The organism is Humidesulfovibrio idahonensis (genome assembly GCF_054657715.1).
In genome coordinates this window covers 840,124-855,269 of record NZ_BAAHYE010000003.1, presented here as the reverse complement: position 1 = coordinate 855,269, position 15,146 = coordinate 840,124, and the positions used below count along the sequence as shown (strand labels likewise).

Below are 15,146 nucleotides of genomic sequence, written 5' to 3'. Positions count from 1 at the left end.
CATCATGCAGCACCAAGACAAGGTCATCATCATCGACTTCGGGTCCCAGGTCACCCAGCTCATCGCGCGGCGCATCCGCGAGGCCGGGGTGTACTCCGAGATCCACCCCTGCACCAGCGATCCCGCCGTCATCAAGGCCATGAACCCCAAGGCCCTTGTGCTTTCCGGCGGGCCCTCCAGCGTGCACGACGAAGGCGCGCCCCCGCTGCCCAAGGAATACCTCACCTGGGGCCTGCCCATCCTCGGCATCTGCTACGGCATGCAGGTTTTGGCGCACACCCTTGATGGCGAAGTCACCCGCTCCCAGGACCGGGAATACGGCCGCGCCGAGTTCGAGGCCGTGGGCGAAAGCCCGCTCTTCGCCGGTGTCGCCGGCAAAGAGAAGCTCACCGTGTGGATGAGCCACGGCGACAACGTGGGCACGCTGCCCACGGGCTTCACGCGCATCGGCAAGACCGGCAGCCTGGAAAACGCCGCCATGTGCGACCCGGCGAAAAAGATCTACGCCGTGCAGTTCCACCCGGAGGTCGCGCACACGGACCAGGGCGAGCGCATCATCTCAAACTTCCTGTTCAAGATCGCCGGGCTCAAGCCGGGCTGGACCATGACCTCCTTCGTGGAGTCGTCCATCAAGACCATGAGCGCCCAGGTGGGCGAGGGCAAAGTGGTCCTCGGCCTCTCCGGCGGCATAGACTCCACCGTGGCCGCCGTGCTGCTGCACCGCGCCATCGGCAAGCGCCTGTACTGCATCTTTGTGGACAACGGCCTGCTGCGCATGGGCGAGCGCGAGGAAGTCATCGGCTTTTTGGAGGAGCACTTCGACCTGAACGTGAAGTGCATCGACGCCCGCCGCGAGTTCCTCGACAAGCTTCAAGGCGTGGAAGACCCGGAGCAGAAGCGCAAGATCATCGGCTACACCTTCATCGAGGTCTTCGACCGCGAAGCCAAGGCCATTGAGGGCGTGGAGTTCTTGGCCCAGGGCACCCTGTACCCCGACGTCATCGAGTCCATCTCCTTCAAGGGCCCCAGCGCGGTCATCAAGAGCCACCACAACGTGGGCGGTCTGCCCGAGAAGATGAACCTGAAGCTCGTGGAGCCCCTGCGCGAGCTGTTCAAGGACGAAGTGCGCAAGGTGGCGGCGGAGCTCGGCATGCCCGAGAACATCATCTGGCGGCACCCCTTCCCGGGTCCCGGCCTGGCCATCCGCGTCATCGGCGAAATCACCGACTCGCGCCTTGAGATTCTGCGCCAGGCGGACAAGATCGTGCAGCAGGAGCTCATCGCCAGCGACTGGTACCGCAAGGTCTGGCAGGGCTTTGCCGTTTTGCTGCCGCTCAAGACCGTGGGCGTCATGGGCGACGACCGCACCTACGAGCACGTCATCGCCCTGCGCATCGTGGACAGCATCGACGCCATGACCGCCGACTGGTCGCGCCTGCCCTCGGAGATCTTGGCGCGCATGTCCAGCCGCATCATCAACGAGGTGAAGGGCGTGAACCGCGTGGTTCTCGACATCTCCTCCAAGCCGCCCAGCACCATCGAATGGGAATAAGCGAGAGGGCAGGAGCCCGTAAGGACTAGCAGACCCGCCCGCACCGCATAAGATTCAGGAAGGCGTATGTTCGGAACCGGAGAAATGCTCATCATCGCCCTTGTGGCGATCATTGTGGTGGACCCCAAAAAATTGCCGGACCTCATGAAGGGGCTTGGCAAGGCCATTGGCGAGTTCAAGCAGATGAGCGGCGAGTTCAAGCGCACCATTGAGCGCGAGACGGAAGCGGCCGATTTCGAGAAGCGCAAGGCCGAGGCGCATGAGAAGCTGTACGGCGAAAAGGCGGAAGGCCAGGGCGGAGCGCAGCCCGGCACGCCGGACGGTCCGCCCGACGGCACGCCCGGCGGCACGTCTTCTGACAAGCCCGCCGGAGAGCACGCGCCGGAGGCCGAGCGCGAGCTGCAGCCCGAGGAATATCCGCAGCAGCCGCCGGTGGAGCGCGCCGAGCCCGTTAAAGAATCCGCCGCCGGGTCCGCCGCGGATGGCGGCCTGACGCCTTTTGACACGACCGTGGAAGCGCCCGCCGTGGAAGCGCCCGCGCCAGAAGCCGCGCCCGCTACGGTAGCCTCCGCAGTTGAAGCGCACGCACCAGAAGCCGAGCCCGCTGCCGAAGCTCCTGCCGAAGTCCCTGCGGAAACTCCGGCTGTGGTTTCCGCCGACAGCCCAGCCGCGCCGCTGACCGCTGAAACAGCCAATGCTCCTGCCACAAGCGCCACGCCTGCGGCCGAAACGCCTGCCGAACCCGCAGATGCTCATGCTGTGGCGTCCGTAGAATCCACTGGCGAAGCCGCGCCCGCCGGGGAAATTCCGGCCGCCGCCGCAGAAACGCCGACGGACGAAGCGCAGAGCGCGTCAACAGAAACGCCCGCCGCAGCGTCCGGCGATGTTCCGGCCGTTGCCGAAAGCATCCTGCCTGCCGCGCCTGCCGAATCCGCTGATGACACCGCCGCCCCGGCCGTTGCCCAGGAGGCCGCCGCGCCGGCGGTGTCCGAGCCGGCGGAAGCGCCTGTGCCGGGCGGCGACACGCCTCCGCCTCCTCCGCCCGCGGGCGACGATGCCGTGGGCGAGGGCTTCTCCGGCCGCATGAGCCTCTTCGGCCATCTGCAGGACCTGCGCAAGCGGCTCACCCGCAGCGCCATCGCCATGATCATCGGCTTTCTGGGCTGCTACGCCTTTGCCGGGCAGATGCTCAAGCTGCTCATGCAGCCCATGCTGAACGCCCTCAAGCAGAGCCACTTCATCTACACGCTGCCCACCGAGGCCTTTTTCACGGAGATGAAGGTCGCCTTCGTGGCGGGCATCTTCGCCTCCAGCCCGTACATCTTCTACCAGATCTTCCAGTTCGTGGCGCCGGGGCTGTACTCCCATGAGCGCCGCTGGATCGTGCCCATCGCCTTCTTCTCGGCCCTGTGCTTCACCGTGGGCGCGCTGTTCGGCTACTTCGTGGTGTTCCCCTTCGGGTTCGAGTTCTTCGCCAGCTACGCCAGCGACAGCTTGATGTTCACGCCCAAGCTGGACGAATACCTCGACTTCGTGCTGAAGCTGCTCTTCGCCTTCGGCATCGTGTTCGAGCTGCCGCTGTTCCTGTTCTTCCTGGCCCGGCTCGGCATCATCAGCCACGTGGGCCTGCGCAAGAAGCGCAAGTACGCGGTCCTGGCGTCGTTCATCCTGGCCGCCGCCCTCACCCCGCCGGACGCCGTCAGCCAGACCATGATGGCTGTGCCGCTGTGCATCCTGTATGAGGTGGGCATCTGGCTGGCGTATTTCTTCGGCAAAAAGAAGAAGCCCGCGCCGGAGGAAGCCGCGCCGGAGCAGACCGCCTGATAGGGGCGACATAACCGGCGCTTGACGCAACAGTTGACAATGCCCGGCGCCTCTGGGCATGGAAAGTGAGCATTCAGGCTTTTTCGCCAACAAACGATGCTGGTTGGCGATGGAAAAATCGACGCAGGGAGGAGCATGGTGGGCAAGCGCGCAGCGACCCTGAAACGGGCCACGAAAGAAACCGACATCCGTGTTGAGCTTTGCCTGGAGGGCGCGGGCAAATGCGCCATCGCCACGGGCATGGGCTTTGCCGACCACATGCTCACCCTCATGACCTTCTGGGCCGGGTTCGACCTCACGCTCTCCTGCAAGGGCGACCTTGAGGTGGACGCCCACCACAGCCTGGAGGACATCGGCCTGTGCCTGGGCCAGGCCCTTGCCGAGGCCCTGGGCGACAAGGCGGGCATTGCCCGCGTGGCCAATGCCAAGGTGCCCATGGACGAGGCCCTGGCCGAAGTGGTCGTGGACCTTTCCGGCCGGCCCTATCTGGTCTATGCCGACGACCTTCTGCCCGCGGTCATCGCCGGGGAGGAGAAGGACGTCTGGCGCGAATTCTTCAAGTCATTGGCGCAGCGGGCGGGCATGAACCTGCACATCCGCTTCGAGTACGGAAAAAATGGCCACCATCTGCTGGAGGCTGCCTTCAAGGCCCTGGGACTGGCGCTGCGCCAGGCCGTACAGGTGTGCCGCACGGGCGCAACCAGCACCAAGGGGAGTGTGGACTGATGCAACTGCGCAAGTCGCTTTCGATTCTTTCTGTTTTGGGTGTGCTGCTGAGCCTGGCCGCGTGCGGTCCCAAGCCCATTCCGCCGCAGTTGCGGCCCGTGGGCAGCATCGCCGTGGCGCCCTTCACCGCGCCCAAATACAACTGGGAGCTCTTGGCCGGCTACCTGCCCGAGGAGGGCAAGGTGGTGAAGCCCGAGATCTTGCAGTCCCTGGACGGCGACCTGAACCAGAGCGCCCGCGCCCACGGCGTCAGCCTCACCGGCACGCCCTCGGCCGTGCGCCAGTGCCAGGAGATCGTGACCTTCGAACGCTCCGGCAAGGCGCGCGAGTCCGCCTGGTCGTACTGGCTGGCCGTTGGCCGCTGCCTGCCCGCGGACTTCATCCTGGTGCCCCAGGTGCTGCGCTGGAAGGAGCTTGAGGGCGGCGGCAATCCGGCCTCCGTGGTCATGGACCTGTACCTCATCGACGTGAAGAACGAGCGCATGGTCTCCCGCTACCACTATGACGAGACCCAGAAGGCCCTTACCGACAACCTGCTCGACATCGGCAAGTTCGTGAAGCGCAAGGGCGAGTGGGTCAACGCCGACACCCTGGCCAAGGAGGGCATCGAGGCGGGTCTGCGGGAGATGGGTTTGTGATTCTATTCCCCGCCGTCGACATCAAGGACGGGCGCTGCGTGCGCCTGGAGCAAGGCAAGGCCGACGCCGTGACGGTGTTCGGCGACGACCCGGCACAGAGCGCCCTTTCGTGGGTGCGCCTGGGCGCGCAGTGGTTGCACATCGTCGATCTCGACGGCGCGTTCAGCGGCCTGCCGCGCAACTTCGAGCTGGTCAAGCGCATCTGCGCCGAGGCCAAGATTCCCGTGCAGCTGGGCGGCGGCATCCGCGACATCGCCACGGCCAAGGCCTACATCGAGGCCGGAGTGACCCGGCTCATCATCGGAACCATCGCCCTGGAGCAGCCGGAGCTCTTCGCCGAGCTCTGCGCCGCGCTGCCGGGCAAGGTGGGCGTGAGCCTGGACGCCGTGAACGGCCAGCTCAAAAGCCGCGGCTGGGTGGCCGATGCGGGCATGTCCGTGTCCGACGTGCTGCCGCGCATCGAGGCGGCGGGCGCAAGCTTCATCATCTACACCGACATCGCCCGCGACGGCATGCAGAGCGGCGTGAACCTGCCCGCGCTGACGGCCTTGTGCGAGGCGACCCGGCTTCCCGTCGTGGCGGCCGGCGGCGTCACCAACATGGACGACCTGAAGAACCTCGCCCCCCTGTGCGCAAAAGGCCTGCAAGGGGCCATCACGGGCCGCGCCATCTACACCGGCACCCTCGACTTCTCCGAGGGCCTGGCCTTCACCAAGGGGCTGCAGGCGGCGTAATCCGCGGCGCGCAGTTTTCCCGTTCAAGGGAACAAAAAAGGGGGCCGCGTGGCCCCCTTTGTGTTTGCTGATGCGACGATCGCCGCGCGGCTTTATTTCTTCCGCTTCGGCTTCACGCTGCTGAAGCGCTTCACGTCGATGTTATACTTTTTGACCTTGTAGTTGATGATGCGGTAGCTGACGCGCAGATCGCGCGCGCTTTGCAGCATGTTGCCGCGCGTCTTCTTGAGGGAGTCCACCAAGAGCTCCTGCTCGAACTTGGCCACGGCCTCGCCGAAGGACAGGTTGATGCCCGTGGCCGAGCTGTCCGCCGTCTGCAAGGTCGGCGGCAGGTGATAGGTGCGGATGACCTCTTCCTCGCAGATGAGCACGGCGCGCTCCACGCAGTTGCGCAGCTCGCGCACGTTGCCCGGCCAGTGGTACATGGAAAGAAGCTCGATGGCCGGGGTGGAGATGCGCTTGATGTTCTTGCCGTACTCCTTGGAGAAGTCCTCCAAAAAGTGCTCGCACAGGGGCAGAATGTCCTCCCGGCGCTCCCGCAGGGCGGGGATGAACACGGGGAACACGTTGATGCGGTAGAACAGGTCCTCGCGGAAGCGGCCCTGGGTGAGCAGCTCCTCCAGCGGCTGGTGCGTGGCGCAGATGAGCCGCACGTCGACGGAAAGGGTCTGCTCGCCGCCCACGCGCTGGATTTCCTTCTCCTGAATGGCGCGCAGCACCTTGGCCTGGGCGTCGAGGGAAAGCTCGCCGATTTCGTCGAGGAACAGCGTGCCGTTGTGCGCCACCTCGAACAGGCCGCGCTTGGTCTGCACCGCGCCGGTGAACGCGCCCTTCTGGTGGCCGAAGAGCTCGCTCTCCACCAGCTCCGAGGGCAGGGCGGCGCAGTTGAGCTTGATGAGCGGCTTGTCCGCCCGGGGGCTGCCCATGTGGATGGCCTCGGCGAGCAGCTCCTTGCCCGTGCCGGACTCGCCGCGCAAGAGCACCGTGGCCCGGCTGGGGGCCACCTGGCGCGCCTGGCGCAGCACCACGCGCATGCTTTTGCTGGCGGCGACGAAGTCCTTGGGCGGCGCGGTGTCGAGCCCGGGGTTGACCATGCCTTGCGCCATGAGGTGCTTGTGCAGGGCCATTTCTTCCTGCAACTGGGCCACCTGGTTGGCGATGAGGTCGGCCACCACCTCAAGGAATTCGCGCTGCCGGTCCAGGTCCGCATCGGACATGAGGTGCAGGTCGGCGGAAAGGGCGCCCAATATCTCCGCCACGCCGTGGCGGTTGATGACCACCGGCACGCAGACGAAGGCCGAGGTGGCGAGTTCTTCCGGGGAGCGGCCAAAGGCCTTGTTCAAAAACTCGGTGTTCTCCGAGAGCTTGGGGATGATGATGGCTTTGCCTGTCTCGTACACCTGGCCCACCACGCCCTTGCCGGGGGTGTACGTGGCGGGGATGGAGCGCGTGGGGCTGTGCGCCAGGGAGAGCCGCAGGCTCTCGGCCTCCGGGTCCATGATGGCCAGGAACACGCGCAGGTAGCCCATCTGCTTCGACAAGACCTTGAGCAGGCCGCCCAGGCTCTCCTCAAGGGGCGCGCCGGGAGAAAGCTCGCGCAGAATGCTGCGCAACGCGGTCAGGCTGCCGTCGGGAGCGGAGGTGTGGGCCTCGGTTTTCGCCATGAAGGGGTCCTTGTGATCCTTTTTCGTTTGCCGGGGCTTACGCCGGACAGGCGGCGCCGAGTTCCAGCGCCTTCAGATTGATCTCCGCCACCTTGGGCTTCATGGTGGCGCGGATGGTGTCGGCGATGACGTCCTTGCCGAAGGGCAGGGCGCCCAGGGCGCACAGGGCGCCAAGCAGGGCGATGTTGCCGCTTTGCACCGCCCCGGCCTGAACGCCGAGGCTGCGCACGGGCAGGAAGCAGGCGCTGCCGCAACGGGCCAGCACCTTGGCGCGGATCTCCTCCACAGTGGGGGCGGTCTCCTTGCCGGTAGCCACGGAGGGCGGGGGCAGGGTTTCGCTGCTGGAGAGCACGATGCCGCCGCCGGACTTGAGGTAGGGCAGGGCGCGCAGGGTCTCCAGCGGCTCGAAGCCGAGCAGGATGTCGGCCTCGCCCAGGTCGATCTTGGGGCTCTTGTAGCCGATGAGCAGCGTGGATTCGACCACGCCGCCGCGCTGGGCCATGCCGTGGATTTCGCCGGAGGTGACGGGCAGGCCCACGGAAAGGGCCGCGCGGGCGAGCAGGGTGGTGGCGGTGAGGGTTCCCTGGCCGCCAACGCCGGTCATGAAGATGCGCAGCTTGGTGCTCATTTGGCGTCTCCCTTGCGGGCCTTGATGTTTTTGCAAATCTGCAGGCAGAGCATGCAGCCGGAACACAGGAGCGGGTCGATGGCCATCTTGCCGTCCTGCACATAGAAGGCCGGGCAGGCCAGGGTGTTCAGGCAGTCGCCGCAGGAGCCTTCGACGGAGGCCTTTTCGCAGTCGCCCGCGACGTAGGCCACCTGGTTGCGCTTCTGGCCGTATGCGCGGCGGGCGAAGAGCGGGCAGGGTTCCTCGGCGATGAGCACGCGCACGCCGGACAGGTCCTTCAGTTCCTCGATGGCCGCCAGCGTCGCCTTCTGGTTCAGCGGGTTGACCTTGCGGATCTGCGTGATGCCGATGCCGCGCACCAGCGGTTCGATGTCCACGCGCACCGGGTTGTCGCCCAGGTTGGTCTTGTCCACGCCGGGGTTGGGCTGATGCCCGGTCATGGCCGTGGTGCGGTTGTCCAGAATCACCACGAGGATGTCGTGACGGTTGAACACCGCGTTCACCAGGCCGGTGATGCCGGAGTGGAAGAAGGTGGAGTCGCCGATGAAGCCGACCACGGTCTGCCCGGCGGCCTTGGCCGCACCGCAGCCCGCGCTGATGCTGGAGCCCATGCAGAGCAGGAAGTCCGCCGCGCTCAAGGGCGGCAAAAGGCCCAGGGTGTAGCAGCCGATGTCCGAGGAGTAGACGGCTGTATCGCCGAAGACCTTGCGCACGGCCACATAGGTGGCGCGGTGCGGGCACCCGGCGCAGAGGTTGGGCGGACGGTTCGGCAGGGGCACCACCGGGTCGGCGCCGCAGGCGCAGGCCAGCTTTTCCGGCTCGGGCAGGCCCAGGGCCGTGCGCAGGGCCGCCTGCACCATGGCCACGTTGTATTCGCCGAAGCGCGGCAACGGTCCGGGCGTTTTGCCCAAAATGTTGATGCTGATGCCGAGCTTCTGGGCCAGGGCGCGGATTTCCGTCTCCAGCACCGGCTCCAGCTCCTCCACGATGAGCAGGGTGGCGAGGCCCTGCATGAAGCCCGCGATGAGCTTTTCCGGCAGGGGGTAGGTGAAGCCGAGGTCGAGGACCTTGACCTTGCCGCCCAGGCCGGTTTCGTCCAGCGCGTCGGAGAGGTAGGCGCGGCTGATGCCCGAGGCGATGACGCCGACCGTGCCCGCGCCGGAAATGGCGTTGAAGGGCGAGGTCTCGGCCAGCTTGCGCAGGGTCTCGATGCGTTCCAACTGGCGCAGGTGCATGGGCCGGGCAAAGGCCGGAATGGGCACGAAGCGCGAGGGGTTCTTCTGGAACCCGGCGGGCTTGGGCAGCGTCGTGGGTTCGGCCAGGGTCACCGGGCCGCGCAGGTGGTTCACGCGGGTGGTGGTGCGCAAAAGCGTGGGCGCGCCAAGCTCGCGCGAGAGGCCGAGGGCCGCGCGGGTCATGTCCTTGGCTTCCTGGGCAGTGCTGGGCTCGAAGCAGGGCATGCCCGCCAGACGGGCGTAAATGCGGTTGTCCTGCTCGTTCTGGCTGGAGTGGCAGCCGGGGTCGTCGGCCGAGAGCAGCACCAGGCCGCCGGGGCTGCCCACGTAGGTCAGGGTCAGGAGCGGGTCGGCCGCGACGTTGACGCCCACGTGCTTCATGGTCACCAGGCACAGGGCCCCGGCCAGGGTTGCGCCGCCGGCAACCTCAAGGGCCACCTTCTCGTTCACGGAGTACTCGAAGGTGTACGCGCCCTCGGGCGAGAGGCGGAAGAACGTGTCCGGCACCTCGGAGGACGGGGTGCCGGGATAACAGCTGACGAACTGGATGCCGGCCTCTATGGCTCCGCGCACGATGGCCTCGTTGCCGAGGAACAGGTGCGTTTCGCCGGGAGCGCCAGCCAAAAGGGGATGCGCCATGGGGGGGCTTCCTTTAGCTTTTGGGTTTAAGCTGATTGGCCTTGAACTCGAAGTAGGGCTTGGCCGGGTTGTCGTCGGTCTTGCCGGCCAGCTCGGCGTAGGCGGCATTGGCCACCTGGGTGTTGCCCGCGGCCTCGGCCGCGACGGCGATCTGCCTGGTGACGGCGGACTTGTAGGCCTCGGGGGCCTTTTCCTTCAGGGCAGTAAGCAGGGTCAGGGCGTCCTGGGGCTTGCCCTCGAGCATGAGGCTCTTGGCGTGGCCGATGCCCGCAATGGCCTTCATGTCCGGGGAGGAGGAGCCTTCGAGGTCGCTCCAGGCCTTGGCGGACTTGTCGTACTGCTGGGCGATCATGGCCGCGGCGGCGAGCTCCATTTCAACGGTGGGCTTCAGGCTGTCGGGCGCGTCTTTCAAAAAGCCCTCCAGGGCCTCCACGCGGGCCTTGGGCTCGGTCTTCTCGATGAGGATGACGCCCAGGCTCTCGGCCGCCTTGGCGGCGCCGCGGGCGCGGTAGTGGCTCACGCCCTCGTAGGCGGCAACGCCCAGGAGGATGACGAGGCAGCCGGCGCCGATGGGCTTCAGGTTGGCGGAAAGGAAATCGAAAAGCCGCTGCGAAGTGCTGGGAACGTATTTCTTGATCTGCTCAAGCTGTGCGGCGACCGCGGGATTGACTGTGCTTTGGTCCAGGCCTTGCGGCTTATTTTCGTCCATGCGGGGGAACTCCTTGGAGAGGCAGTGGTTGGGCGTATGCGCCCATTGCGTTCGGACCAGGGATGTTTACTCAAAAATGTCAATCAGGTCAAAGGACAATCTTGTGTTTCACGCAAATATCTTATCTGACACTGCAAAATCTTGAAAAGCCGGGGAAAAATCTGACAAAAATGCGGAACGGCCAGGAGGGCGCGCCTGCCGCGTTGACTTGAAAGGGGTTCGAGGGTAGCAATTTGGGGGCCTTGCGGCACGACGCGGGCCGAACGTGTAGCATGAGGGGACCTATGGACATCGCCGCACAGATGCGCTTGATCGCCCAGGGCGCGCGCGCCGCCTCCCGCAAGCTGGCCGCGGCCGAGGGCGCCGCCAGGCAGCAGGCCCTTTTGAACCTCGCCGGGCTGCTAACCGACCGCGCCGAGGCCGTCAAGTCCGCCAACGCGCGCGACATAGACGCCGCAAAAGCCCGCGGTCTGGACCAGGCCCGGCTCGACCGGCTCACCATCACCGACAAGGTGCTGGCGGGCATGGTGCAGGGCTGCCGCGAAGTGGCCGCCATGAGCGACCCCGTGGGCGAGATCCTGTCCATGCAGAAGCGGCCCAACGGCATGCTCGTGGGCCGCATGCGCGTGCCCCTGGGCGTCGTGGCCATGATTTTCGAGTCGCGGCCGAACGCCGCCGTGGACGCCGCCGTGCTGTGCATCAAGAGCGGCAACGCGGCCATTCTGCGCGGCGGCAGCGAGGCCTTCCACTCCATCGCCGCCCTCATGGAGGTCATCCACGAGGCGCTTGAAAGCGCCGGTCTGCCCGCGCAGTGCGTGCAGGCGCCCGCCACCACCGACCGCGAGGCCGTGGCCGCGCTCTTGAAGCTCGACGAATTCATCGACGTGGTCATTCCGCGCGGCGGCGAGGGGCTCATCCGCACCGTGGTGGAGCAGGCCTCCATGCCGGTTTTGAAGCACTACAAGGGCGTGTGCCACACCTTTGTGGACAAGAGCGCGGACCTTGCGCGCGCGGTGGCCATCATCGAAAACGCCAAGGCGCAGCGCCCCGGCACCTGCAACTCCCTGGAGTGCCTGCTGGTGCACCAGGACGTGGCCGCCAGCTTTCTGCCCGAGGTGGCCAAGACCCTCGGCGCTCTTGGCGTGCGCTTCAAATGCTGCGAAAAATCCCTGCCGCTCATGGCCCCGCAGGCGAACGGACAGGCCGAGCCCGCCACCGACGCCGACTGGGGCTTTGAATTCCTGGCGCTCATCCTGGCGGTGAAGGTCGTTGCGGACCTGGACGAGGCCCTGGAGCACATCGCCCGGTACGGCTCCAACCACACCGAGGCCATTTTGACCAATGACCACGCCAACGCCATGCGCTTCACGCGGGAGGCCGACGCCAGCATGGTGGCGGTGAACGCCAGCACGCGGCTCAACGACGGCGGCGAGCTGGGCCTCGGCGCGGAGATAGGCATCTCCACCACCAAGCTGCACGCATACGGCCCCATGGGCATTCTGGAACTCACCAGCGCCAAGTTCGTGGTGCTGGGCCAAGGCCAGATTCGCCCCTAGTTTTTTTCGCGCATTCCCCGGCATCTGCCCGCCGGGTTCCCCGCGCACGCACTGGGCAGCAAAGGCGACAGGTTCTTACAGGTGACGAGGATCGGCATTCTTGGCGGCAGCTTCAATCCCATCCACGCCGGACACATGCGCATGGCCGTGGAGATCCGCGAGTCCCTCGGCCTTGAGCGCGTGCTGCTCATGCCCGCGGGCGAGCCGCCGCACAAGCCCGGCGAGGGCATGCTGCCCTTCGCCCACCGGCTGCGGCTGGTGGAGCTTGCCGTGCGCGGCGTCAGCGGTCTCACGGCCAGCGGCATAGAGGGCCAGCGCCCCGGCCCCTCCTACACAGTGGACACGCTCACCGCCCTGCGCGAGAAGTCCCCCGAGAACGAGTACACGTTCATCATGGGCAGCGAGGCTTTTTTGAGCCTGCCCACGTGGCAGCGCGGCCTGGAGCTTCCGCACCTGGCCAACCTGGCCGTGGCCCTGCGCCAGAACACGGACCTGGACAAGGTCGTCTCCTTTGCGCGGAACACCTGGCCGGGGCTGACGCAAGTGGCCGAGGGCCAGTTGCGCTTCGCCACGGGCAACACGCTGCACATCGTCACCCTGCCGGTGTTCGAGGTCTGCTCCACGGAGATCCGCGAGCGCTGGCGCCAGCGCCGCAGCCTGGCCATGCTGGTGCCCTCCGCGGCGGAGGAGATCATAGAGCGCGGCGGCAACGCCTACGAGCAGGCCTGGGGACGCCGCGCCGATTCCTGATTCCGGCTCCGCCTTCTTCCCTTTTTCGAGCCCAAGATCCGTCTGAGCGCCGGGGCTTACCCCCCTTCGCCGCTGCCGGGCCGCCGCCGCGCGCGCAAGCCTGATCGCCGCCGCCCATTGTCTGCCATCAGCGATTCGCCACCCGCGATCTGGCGACTGCCCGCGCCGAAACGCCGGCCTTTCGTTCTCCCTCTCTGCTTTCGCCGCCGCCTTCGCTGCCGGCATTGACCTTGAATGCTTGACCCGGCGCATGTCGCCGTGTCTGCCCGCTGCCGGGCAGCAACCGTTATTGCGACGCCCGCCTTTTGTTGCCGCTGCCGTGTGCAACCGGGCATGACTCCAGCCCGCCGCGTCCGCGCATTTCCGCGCCGCCGCACAGCGCGTGGACTCCCCTGCGTCGTGCGGCCAATTGTTTGTTTCAAACATTCTGAACTCTTGACGCCTGTTGCCTCAGCGAATAGATTGACCGATCAGTAGCATTCCTCAAGGAGAGCCCCATGCCGAGAGCGACTGCACCCAAGTCCCCAGCGCCGCCGCGCCGCCGCGCGCGCGATTCGGAGCGCACCCGGACCGTCATCCTTCAGGCCGCCCGCGAGGTGTTCATCCGCGGCGACTACCACCAGGCCTCCTTAAGCGACATCTCGCGCCGGGCCGGGGTGACCCAAAGCCTCATCCACCATCACTTCGGCTCCAAAAAGGGCCTGTACGTCAGCGCCATGCACGCCTATCTGGCCGAGCTGGACGAGGACTTGAAAGGCATCGTGCAGCCCAGCCTCGACGCCTCGGGCGACGGCCCGGCCTTCATCGCCTCGGCCATGCGCGGGTATTTCCGCTTTCTGGAAGGCAACGAGCAGTGCGTGCGCCTGTACCGCATCCTCGACCTCTCGCTGCACAACGACCCGGATTTGCTGGCGGGCCTGGGCGAGCTGGACGAGCAGGGACGTGAAATGAGCTCCCTGCATCTCATCCGCGCCGCCCTGGACAGGCTCACGCTCATGAAGGAGCACGGGCAGCTGCGTCCGGGCGTGGAGCCCCTGCCGCTGCTCTCGGCCATCATCTGCACCGTGGAGCACTGGTTCACGTCCTCGCGGCGGCTCAACCACCGGCTTTCGCAGGCCGTGGGCCAACGCGGCCCCCAGGGCGGCGTGAGCGACGAGGACTTCCTGCGCACGGTCATCACTGTGACCATTCAGGGCGCGCTGGAGCCCGCTTGCCAAGGAGCGGGCCAAGAGGCTGAAGGCGCCGCCGCCGGTAGTATTCAAACCGGAAAGGACGCGCGATGAACGACACGCTGCGCAAGCATCTGCCCAAGCTCATCGGGCTTGGCGTGGTGGCGGCCCTGGCCGCCGGATTTTTCCTTTTCCGCCCCACGGGTCAAACGCCGGGTCTCATTGCCGCCAACGGCCGCATGGAGGGCGACGACATCGTGGTGGCCACCAAGGTCGCCGCGCGCGTGGCCCGGCTGCTGGTGGACGAGGGCGCTGTGGTGGCCGGCGGGCAGGAGCTGGCGCGGCTCGACGACGCCCAGGTGAAGGCCCGGGTGCGCCAGGCCCAGCAGGCCCTTGCCACCCTGGACGCACGCGTGCGCGCCGCCAAGACCAGCCTTGCCGCCCTGCGCCGCCAGGTGCCGCTGGAGATCTCCACGGCCCAGGCCGTTGTGGGCGAGGCCGAGGCCGGGCTGGCCAAGGCCAAGGCCCAGGAGGAGCAGGCCGTGCGCGACGCGGGCCGCTACAAGGAGCTGGCCCGCCAGGATGTGGTGGAGCCGCAGCGCGCCGAGCAGTACGAATTGGCCTCGACCGAGGCCAGGCGAGCGCGCGAGTCCGCCCTGGCCAGCCGCAGCAAGGCCGGCGAGCAGCTCATGCTGGCGCAGCTGGGACCGGAGCGCATCCGCGCCGCGGAGGACGACCTCGCGGCCCTGACCGCCCAGCGCGACCAGGCCCAGGCCGCTCTCGACGAGGCCAGCAGCAACCTTTCGGACCTGACCATCCTTGCGCCCTCGGACGGCGTGGTGAAGACCAAGCTGGCCCAGCTGGGCGAGGTGCTGCAGGCGGGCGGCGCGCTCTTCGGCCTGGTGGACCTGAACCACCTGTACCTCAAGGTTTATGTGCCGGAGAAGGAAATAGGCCAGGTGCGCCTGGGCCAAAAGGCCATGATCTACGCCGACGCCCTGCCGGGCAAGCCCCTGCCCGCCACGGTGGGCTACATCTCCTCCCAGGCGGAGTTCACGCCCAAGGAGGTGCAGACAAGGGACGAGCGCGTGAAGCTGGTGTTCGCCGTGAAGCTGTACCTGGACGAGAACCCCGGCCACGCCATGACTCCCGGCCTGCCCGCCGACGCGGCCATCCGCGTCGATGACGCCGCGCCCTGGAAGCGGCCCAAGTGGTAGCAAAGCCCCCGGAAGGCCCAGCCTCGCCCGATGGACCGCAAGGTCAGGGGCCGGAAGGGCTGGGCGAATCGGCGCTTGGGGCGGAGGGCACGCCGGGAGCGCACG

Annotated in this window: 13 protein-coding genes; 9 read left to right on the top strand and 4 right to left on the bottom strand. The window is 66.9% G+C overall.

Annotation, left to right across the window (positions count from 1 at the left end; genetic code table 11):
- Positions 1 to 4: 4 nt before the first annotated feature.
- The 5 genes from guaA to hisA all read left to right on the top strand — a co-directional run bounded on the left by guaA (position 5) and on the right by hisA (position 5,474).
- Entirely contained in the window at positions 5 to 1,552 is a 1,548-nt protein-coding gene (guaA, locus tag ACYQ4W_RS10190) for a glutamine-hydrolyzing GMP synthase (RefSeq protein ID WP_459856039.1), read from the top strand.
- A gap of 66 nt (positions 1,553 to 1,618) precedes the next feature.
- On the top strand, positions 1,619 to 3,376 hold the full coding sequence (tatC, locus tag ACYQ4W_RS10185; protein WP_459856036.1) for a twin-arginine translocase subunit TatC: 1,758 nt from the start codon (positions 1,619 to 1,621) through the stop codon (positions 3,374 to 3,376).
- Between the two features lie 135 nt (positions 3,377 to 3,511).
- Positions 3,512 to 4,102, top strand: coding sequence for an imidazoleglycerol-phosphate dehydratase HisB (gene hisB / locus ACYQ4W_RS10180; RefSeq protein WP_459856034.1), 591 nt, complete (start codon positions 3,512 to 3,514; stop codon positions 4,100 to 4,102).
- Positions 4,102 to 4,740 carry a hypothetical protein gene (locus tag ACYQ4W_RS10175; protein WP_459856032.1) on the top strand — a complete coding sequence of 213 codons (639 nt, stop codon included), beginning with the start codon at positions 4,102 to 4,104 and terminating at the stop codon, positions 4,738 to 4,740. Before hisB ends, ACYQ4W_RS10175 begins: the two co-directional genes overlap by 1 nt.
- Positions 4,737 to 5,474, top strand: a complete 738-nt coding sequence (gene hisA / locus ACYQ4W_RS10170) for a 1-(5-phosphoribosyl)-5-[(5-phosphoribosylamino)methylideneamino]imidazole-4-carboxamide isomerase (RefSeq protein WP_459856030.1) — start codon at positions 4,737 to 4,739, stop codon at positions 5,472 to 5,474. The genes ACYQ4W_RS10175 and hisA overlap by 4 nt, the downstream gene beginning before the upstream one ends.
- 92 nt (positions 5,475 to 5,566) lie before the next feature.
- On the opposite strand, the gene ACYQ4W_RS10165 is transcribed toward hisA, so the two are convergent.
- From ACYQ4W_RS10165 to ACYQ4W_RS10150, 4 genes are read right to left on the bottom strand one after another with little or no spacing between them, the layout of a single operon-like run.
- A complete protein-coding gene (locus tag ACYQ4W_RS10165; RefSeq protein ID WP_459856028.1) occupies positions 5,567 to 7,138 on the bottom strand; it encodes a sigma 54-interacting transcriptional regulator in 1,572 nt (523 codons plus the stop codon).
- Positions 7,139 to 7,175: 37 nt separating this feature from the next.
- Positions 7,176 to 7,766, bottom strand: coding sequence for an indolepyruvate oxidoreductase subunit beta (locus ACYQ4W_RS10160; protein WP_459856025.1), 591 nt, complete (start codon positions 7,764 to 7,766; stop codon positions 7,176 to 7,178).
- Complete coding sequence (gene iorA, locus ACYQ4W_RS10155; RefSeq protein ID WP_459856023.1) at positions 7,763 to 9,640, bottom strand: indolepyruvate ferredoxin oxidoreductase subunit alpha; 1,878 nt, start codon at positions 9,638 to 9,640, stop codon at positions 7,763 to 7,765. Before iorA ends, ACYQ4W_RS10160 begins: the two co-directional genes overlap by 4 nt.
- A 13-nt stretch (positions 9,641 to 9,653) precedes the next feature.
- Positions 9,654 to 10,349, bottom strand: coding sequence for a tetratricopeptide repeat protein (locus ACYQ4W_RS10150; protein WP_459856020.1), 696 nt, complete (start codon positions 10,347 to 10,349; stop codon positions 9,654 to 9,656).
- Positions 10,350 to 10,633: 284 nt separating this feature from the next.
- Here ACYQ4W_RS10150 and ACYQ4W_RS10145 point away from each other — a divergent pair, with 284 nt between their 5' ends.
- The 4 genes from ACYQ4W_RS10145 to ACYQ4W_RS10130 all read left to right on the top strand — a co-directional run bounded on the left by ACYQ4W_RS10145 (position 10,634) and on the right by ACYQ4W_RS10130 (position 15,041).
- On the top strand, positions 10,634 to 11,905 hold the full coding sequence (locus ACYQ4W_RS10145; RefSeq protein WP_459856017.1) for a glutamate-5-semialdehyde dehydrogenase: 1,272 nt from the start codon (positions 10,634 to 10,636) through the stop codon (positions 11,903 to 11,905).
- 81 nt (positions 11,906 to 11,986) lie between these two features.
- Positions 11,987 to 12,655: a nicotinate (nicotinamide) nucleotide adenylyltransferase gene (gene nadD, locus ACYQ4W_RS10140; protein WP_459856014.1), complete on the top strand. Its 669-nt coding sequence runs from the start codon at positions 11,987 to 11,989 to the stop codon at positions 12,653 to 12,655.
- A 497-nt stretch (positions 12,656 to 13,152) separates the two neighbouring features.
- Positions 13,153 to 13,938 (top strand): TetR/AcrR family transcriptional regulator, encoded by a 786-nt coding sequence (locus ACYQ4W_RS10135; RefSeq protein WP_459856011.1) that lies wholly within the window; start codon positions 13,153 to 13,155, stop codon positions 13,936 to 13,938.
- Entirely contained in the window at positions 13,935 to 15,041 is a 1,107-nt protein-coding gene (locus ACYQ4W_RS10130) for an HlyD family secretion protein (RefSeq protein ID WP_459856008.1), read from the top strand. The genes ACYQ4W_RS10135 and ACYQ4W_RS10130 overlap by 4 nt, the downstream gene beginning before the upstream one ends.
- Positions 15,042 to 15,146: the final 105 nt, after the last annotated feature.

Excerpts from the sequence above, each read along its gene's own strand:
- ACYQ4W_RS10145 (WP_459856017.1), top strand. The coding sequence starts at position 10,634 with ATGGACATCGCCGCACAGATGCGCTTGATCGCCCAGGGCGCGCGCGCC.
- ACYQ4W_RS10135 (WP_459856011.1), top strand. The coding sequence starts at position 13,153 with ATGCCGAGAGCGACTGCACCCAAGTCCCCAGCGCCGCCGCGCCGCCGC.
- ACYQ4W_RS10165 (WP_459856028.1), bottom strand. The coding sequence starts at position 7,138 with ATGGCGAAAACCGAGGCCCACACCTCCGCTCCCGACGGCAGCCTGACC.
- hisB (WP_459856034.1), top strand. The coding sequence starts at position 3,512 with ATGGTGGGCAAGCGCGCAGCGACCCTGAAACGGGCCACGAAAGAAACC.
- ACYQ4W_RS10130 (WP_459856008.1), top strand. The coding sequence starts at position 13,935 with ATGAACGACACGCTGCGCAAGCATCTGCCCAAGCTCATCGGGCTTGGC.
- ACYQ4W_RS10160 (WP_459856025.1), bottom strand. The coding sequence starts at position 7,766 with ATGAGCACCAAGCTGCGCATCTTCATGACCGGCGTTGGCGGCCAGGGA.
- guaA (WP_459856039.1), top strand. The coding sequence starts at position 5 with ATGCAGCACCAAGACAAGGTCATCATCATCGACTTCGGGTCCCAGGTC.
- iorA (WP_459856023.1), bottom strand. The coding sequence starts at position 9,640 with ATGGCGCATCCCCTTTTGGCTGGCGCTCCCGGCGAAACGCACCTGTTC.
- tatC (WP_459856036.1), top strand. The coding sequence starts at position 1,619 with ATGTTCGGAACCGGAGAAATGCTCATCATCGCCCTTGTGGCGATCATT.
- ACYQ4W_RS10150 (WP_459856020.1), bottom strand. The coding sequence starts at position 10,349 with ATGGACGAAAATAAGCCGCAAGGCCTGGACCAAAGCACAGTCAATCCC.
- ACYQ4W_RS10175 (WP_459856032.1), top strand. The coding sequence starts at position 4,102 with ATGCAACTGCGCAAGTCGCTTTCGATTCTTTCTGTTTTGGGTGTGCTG.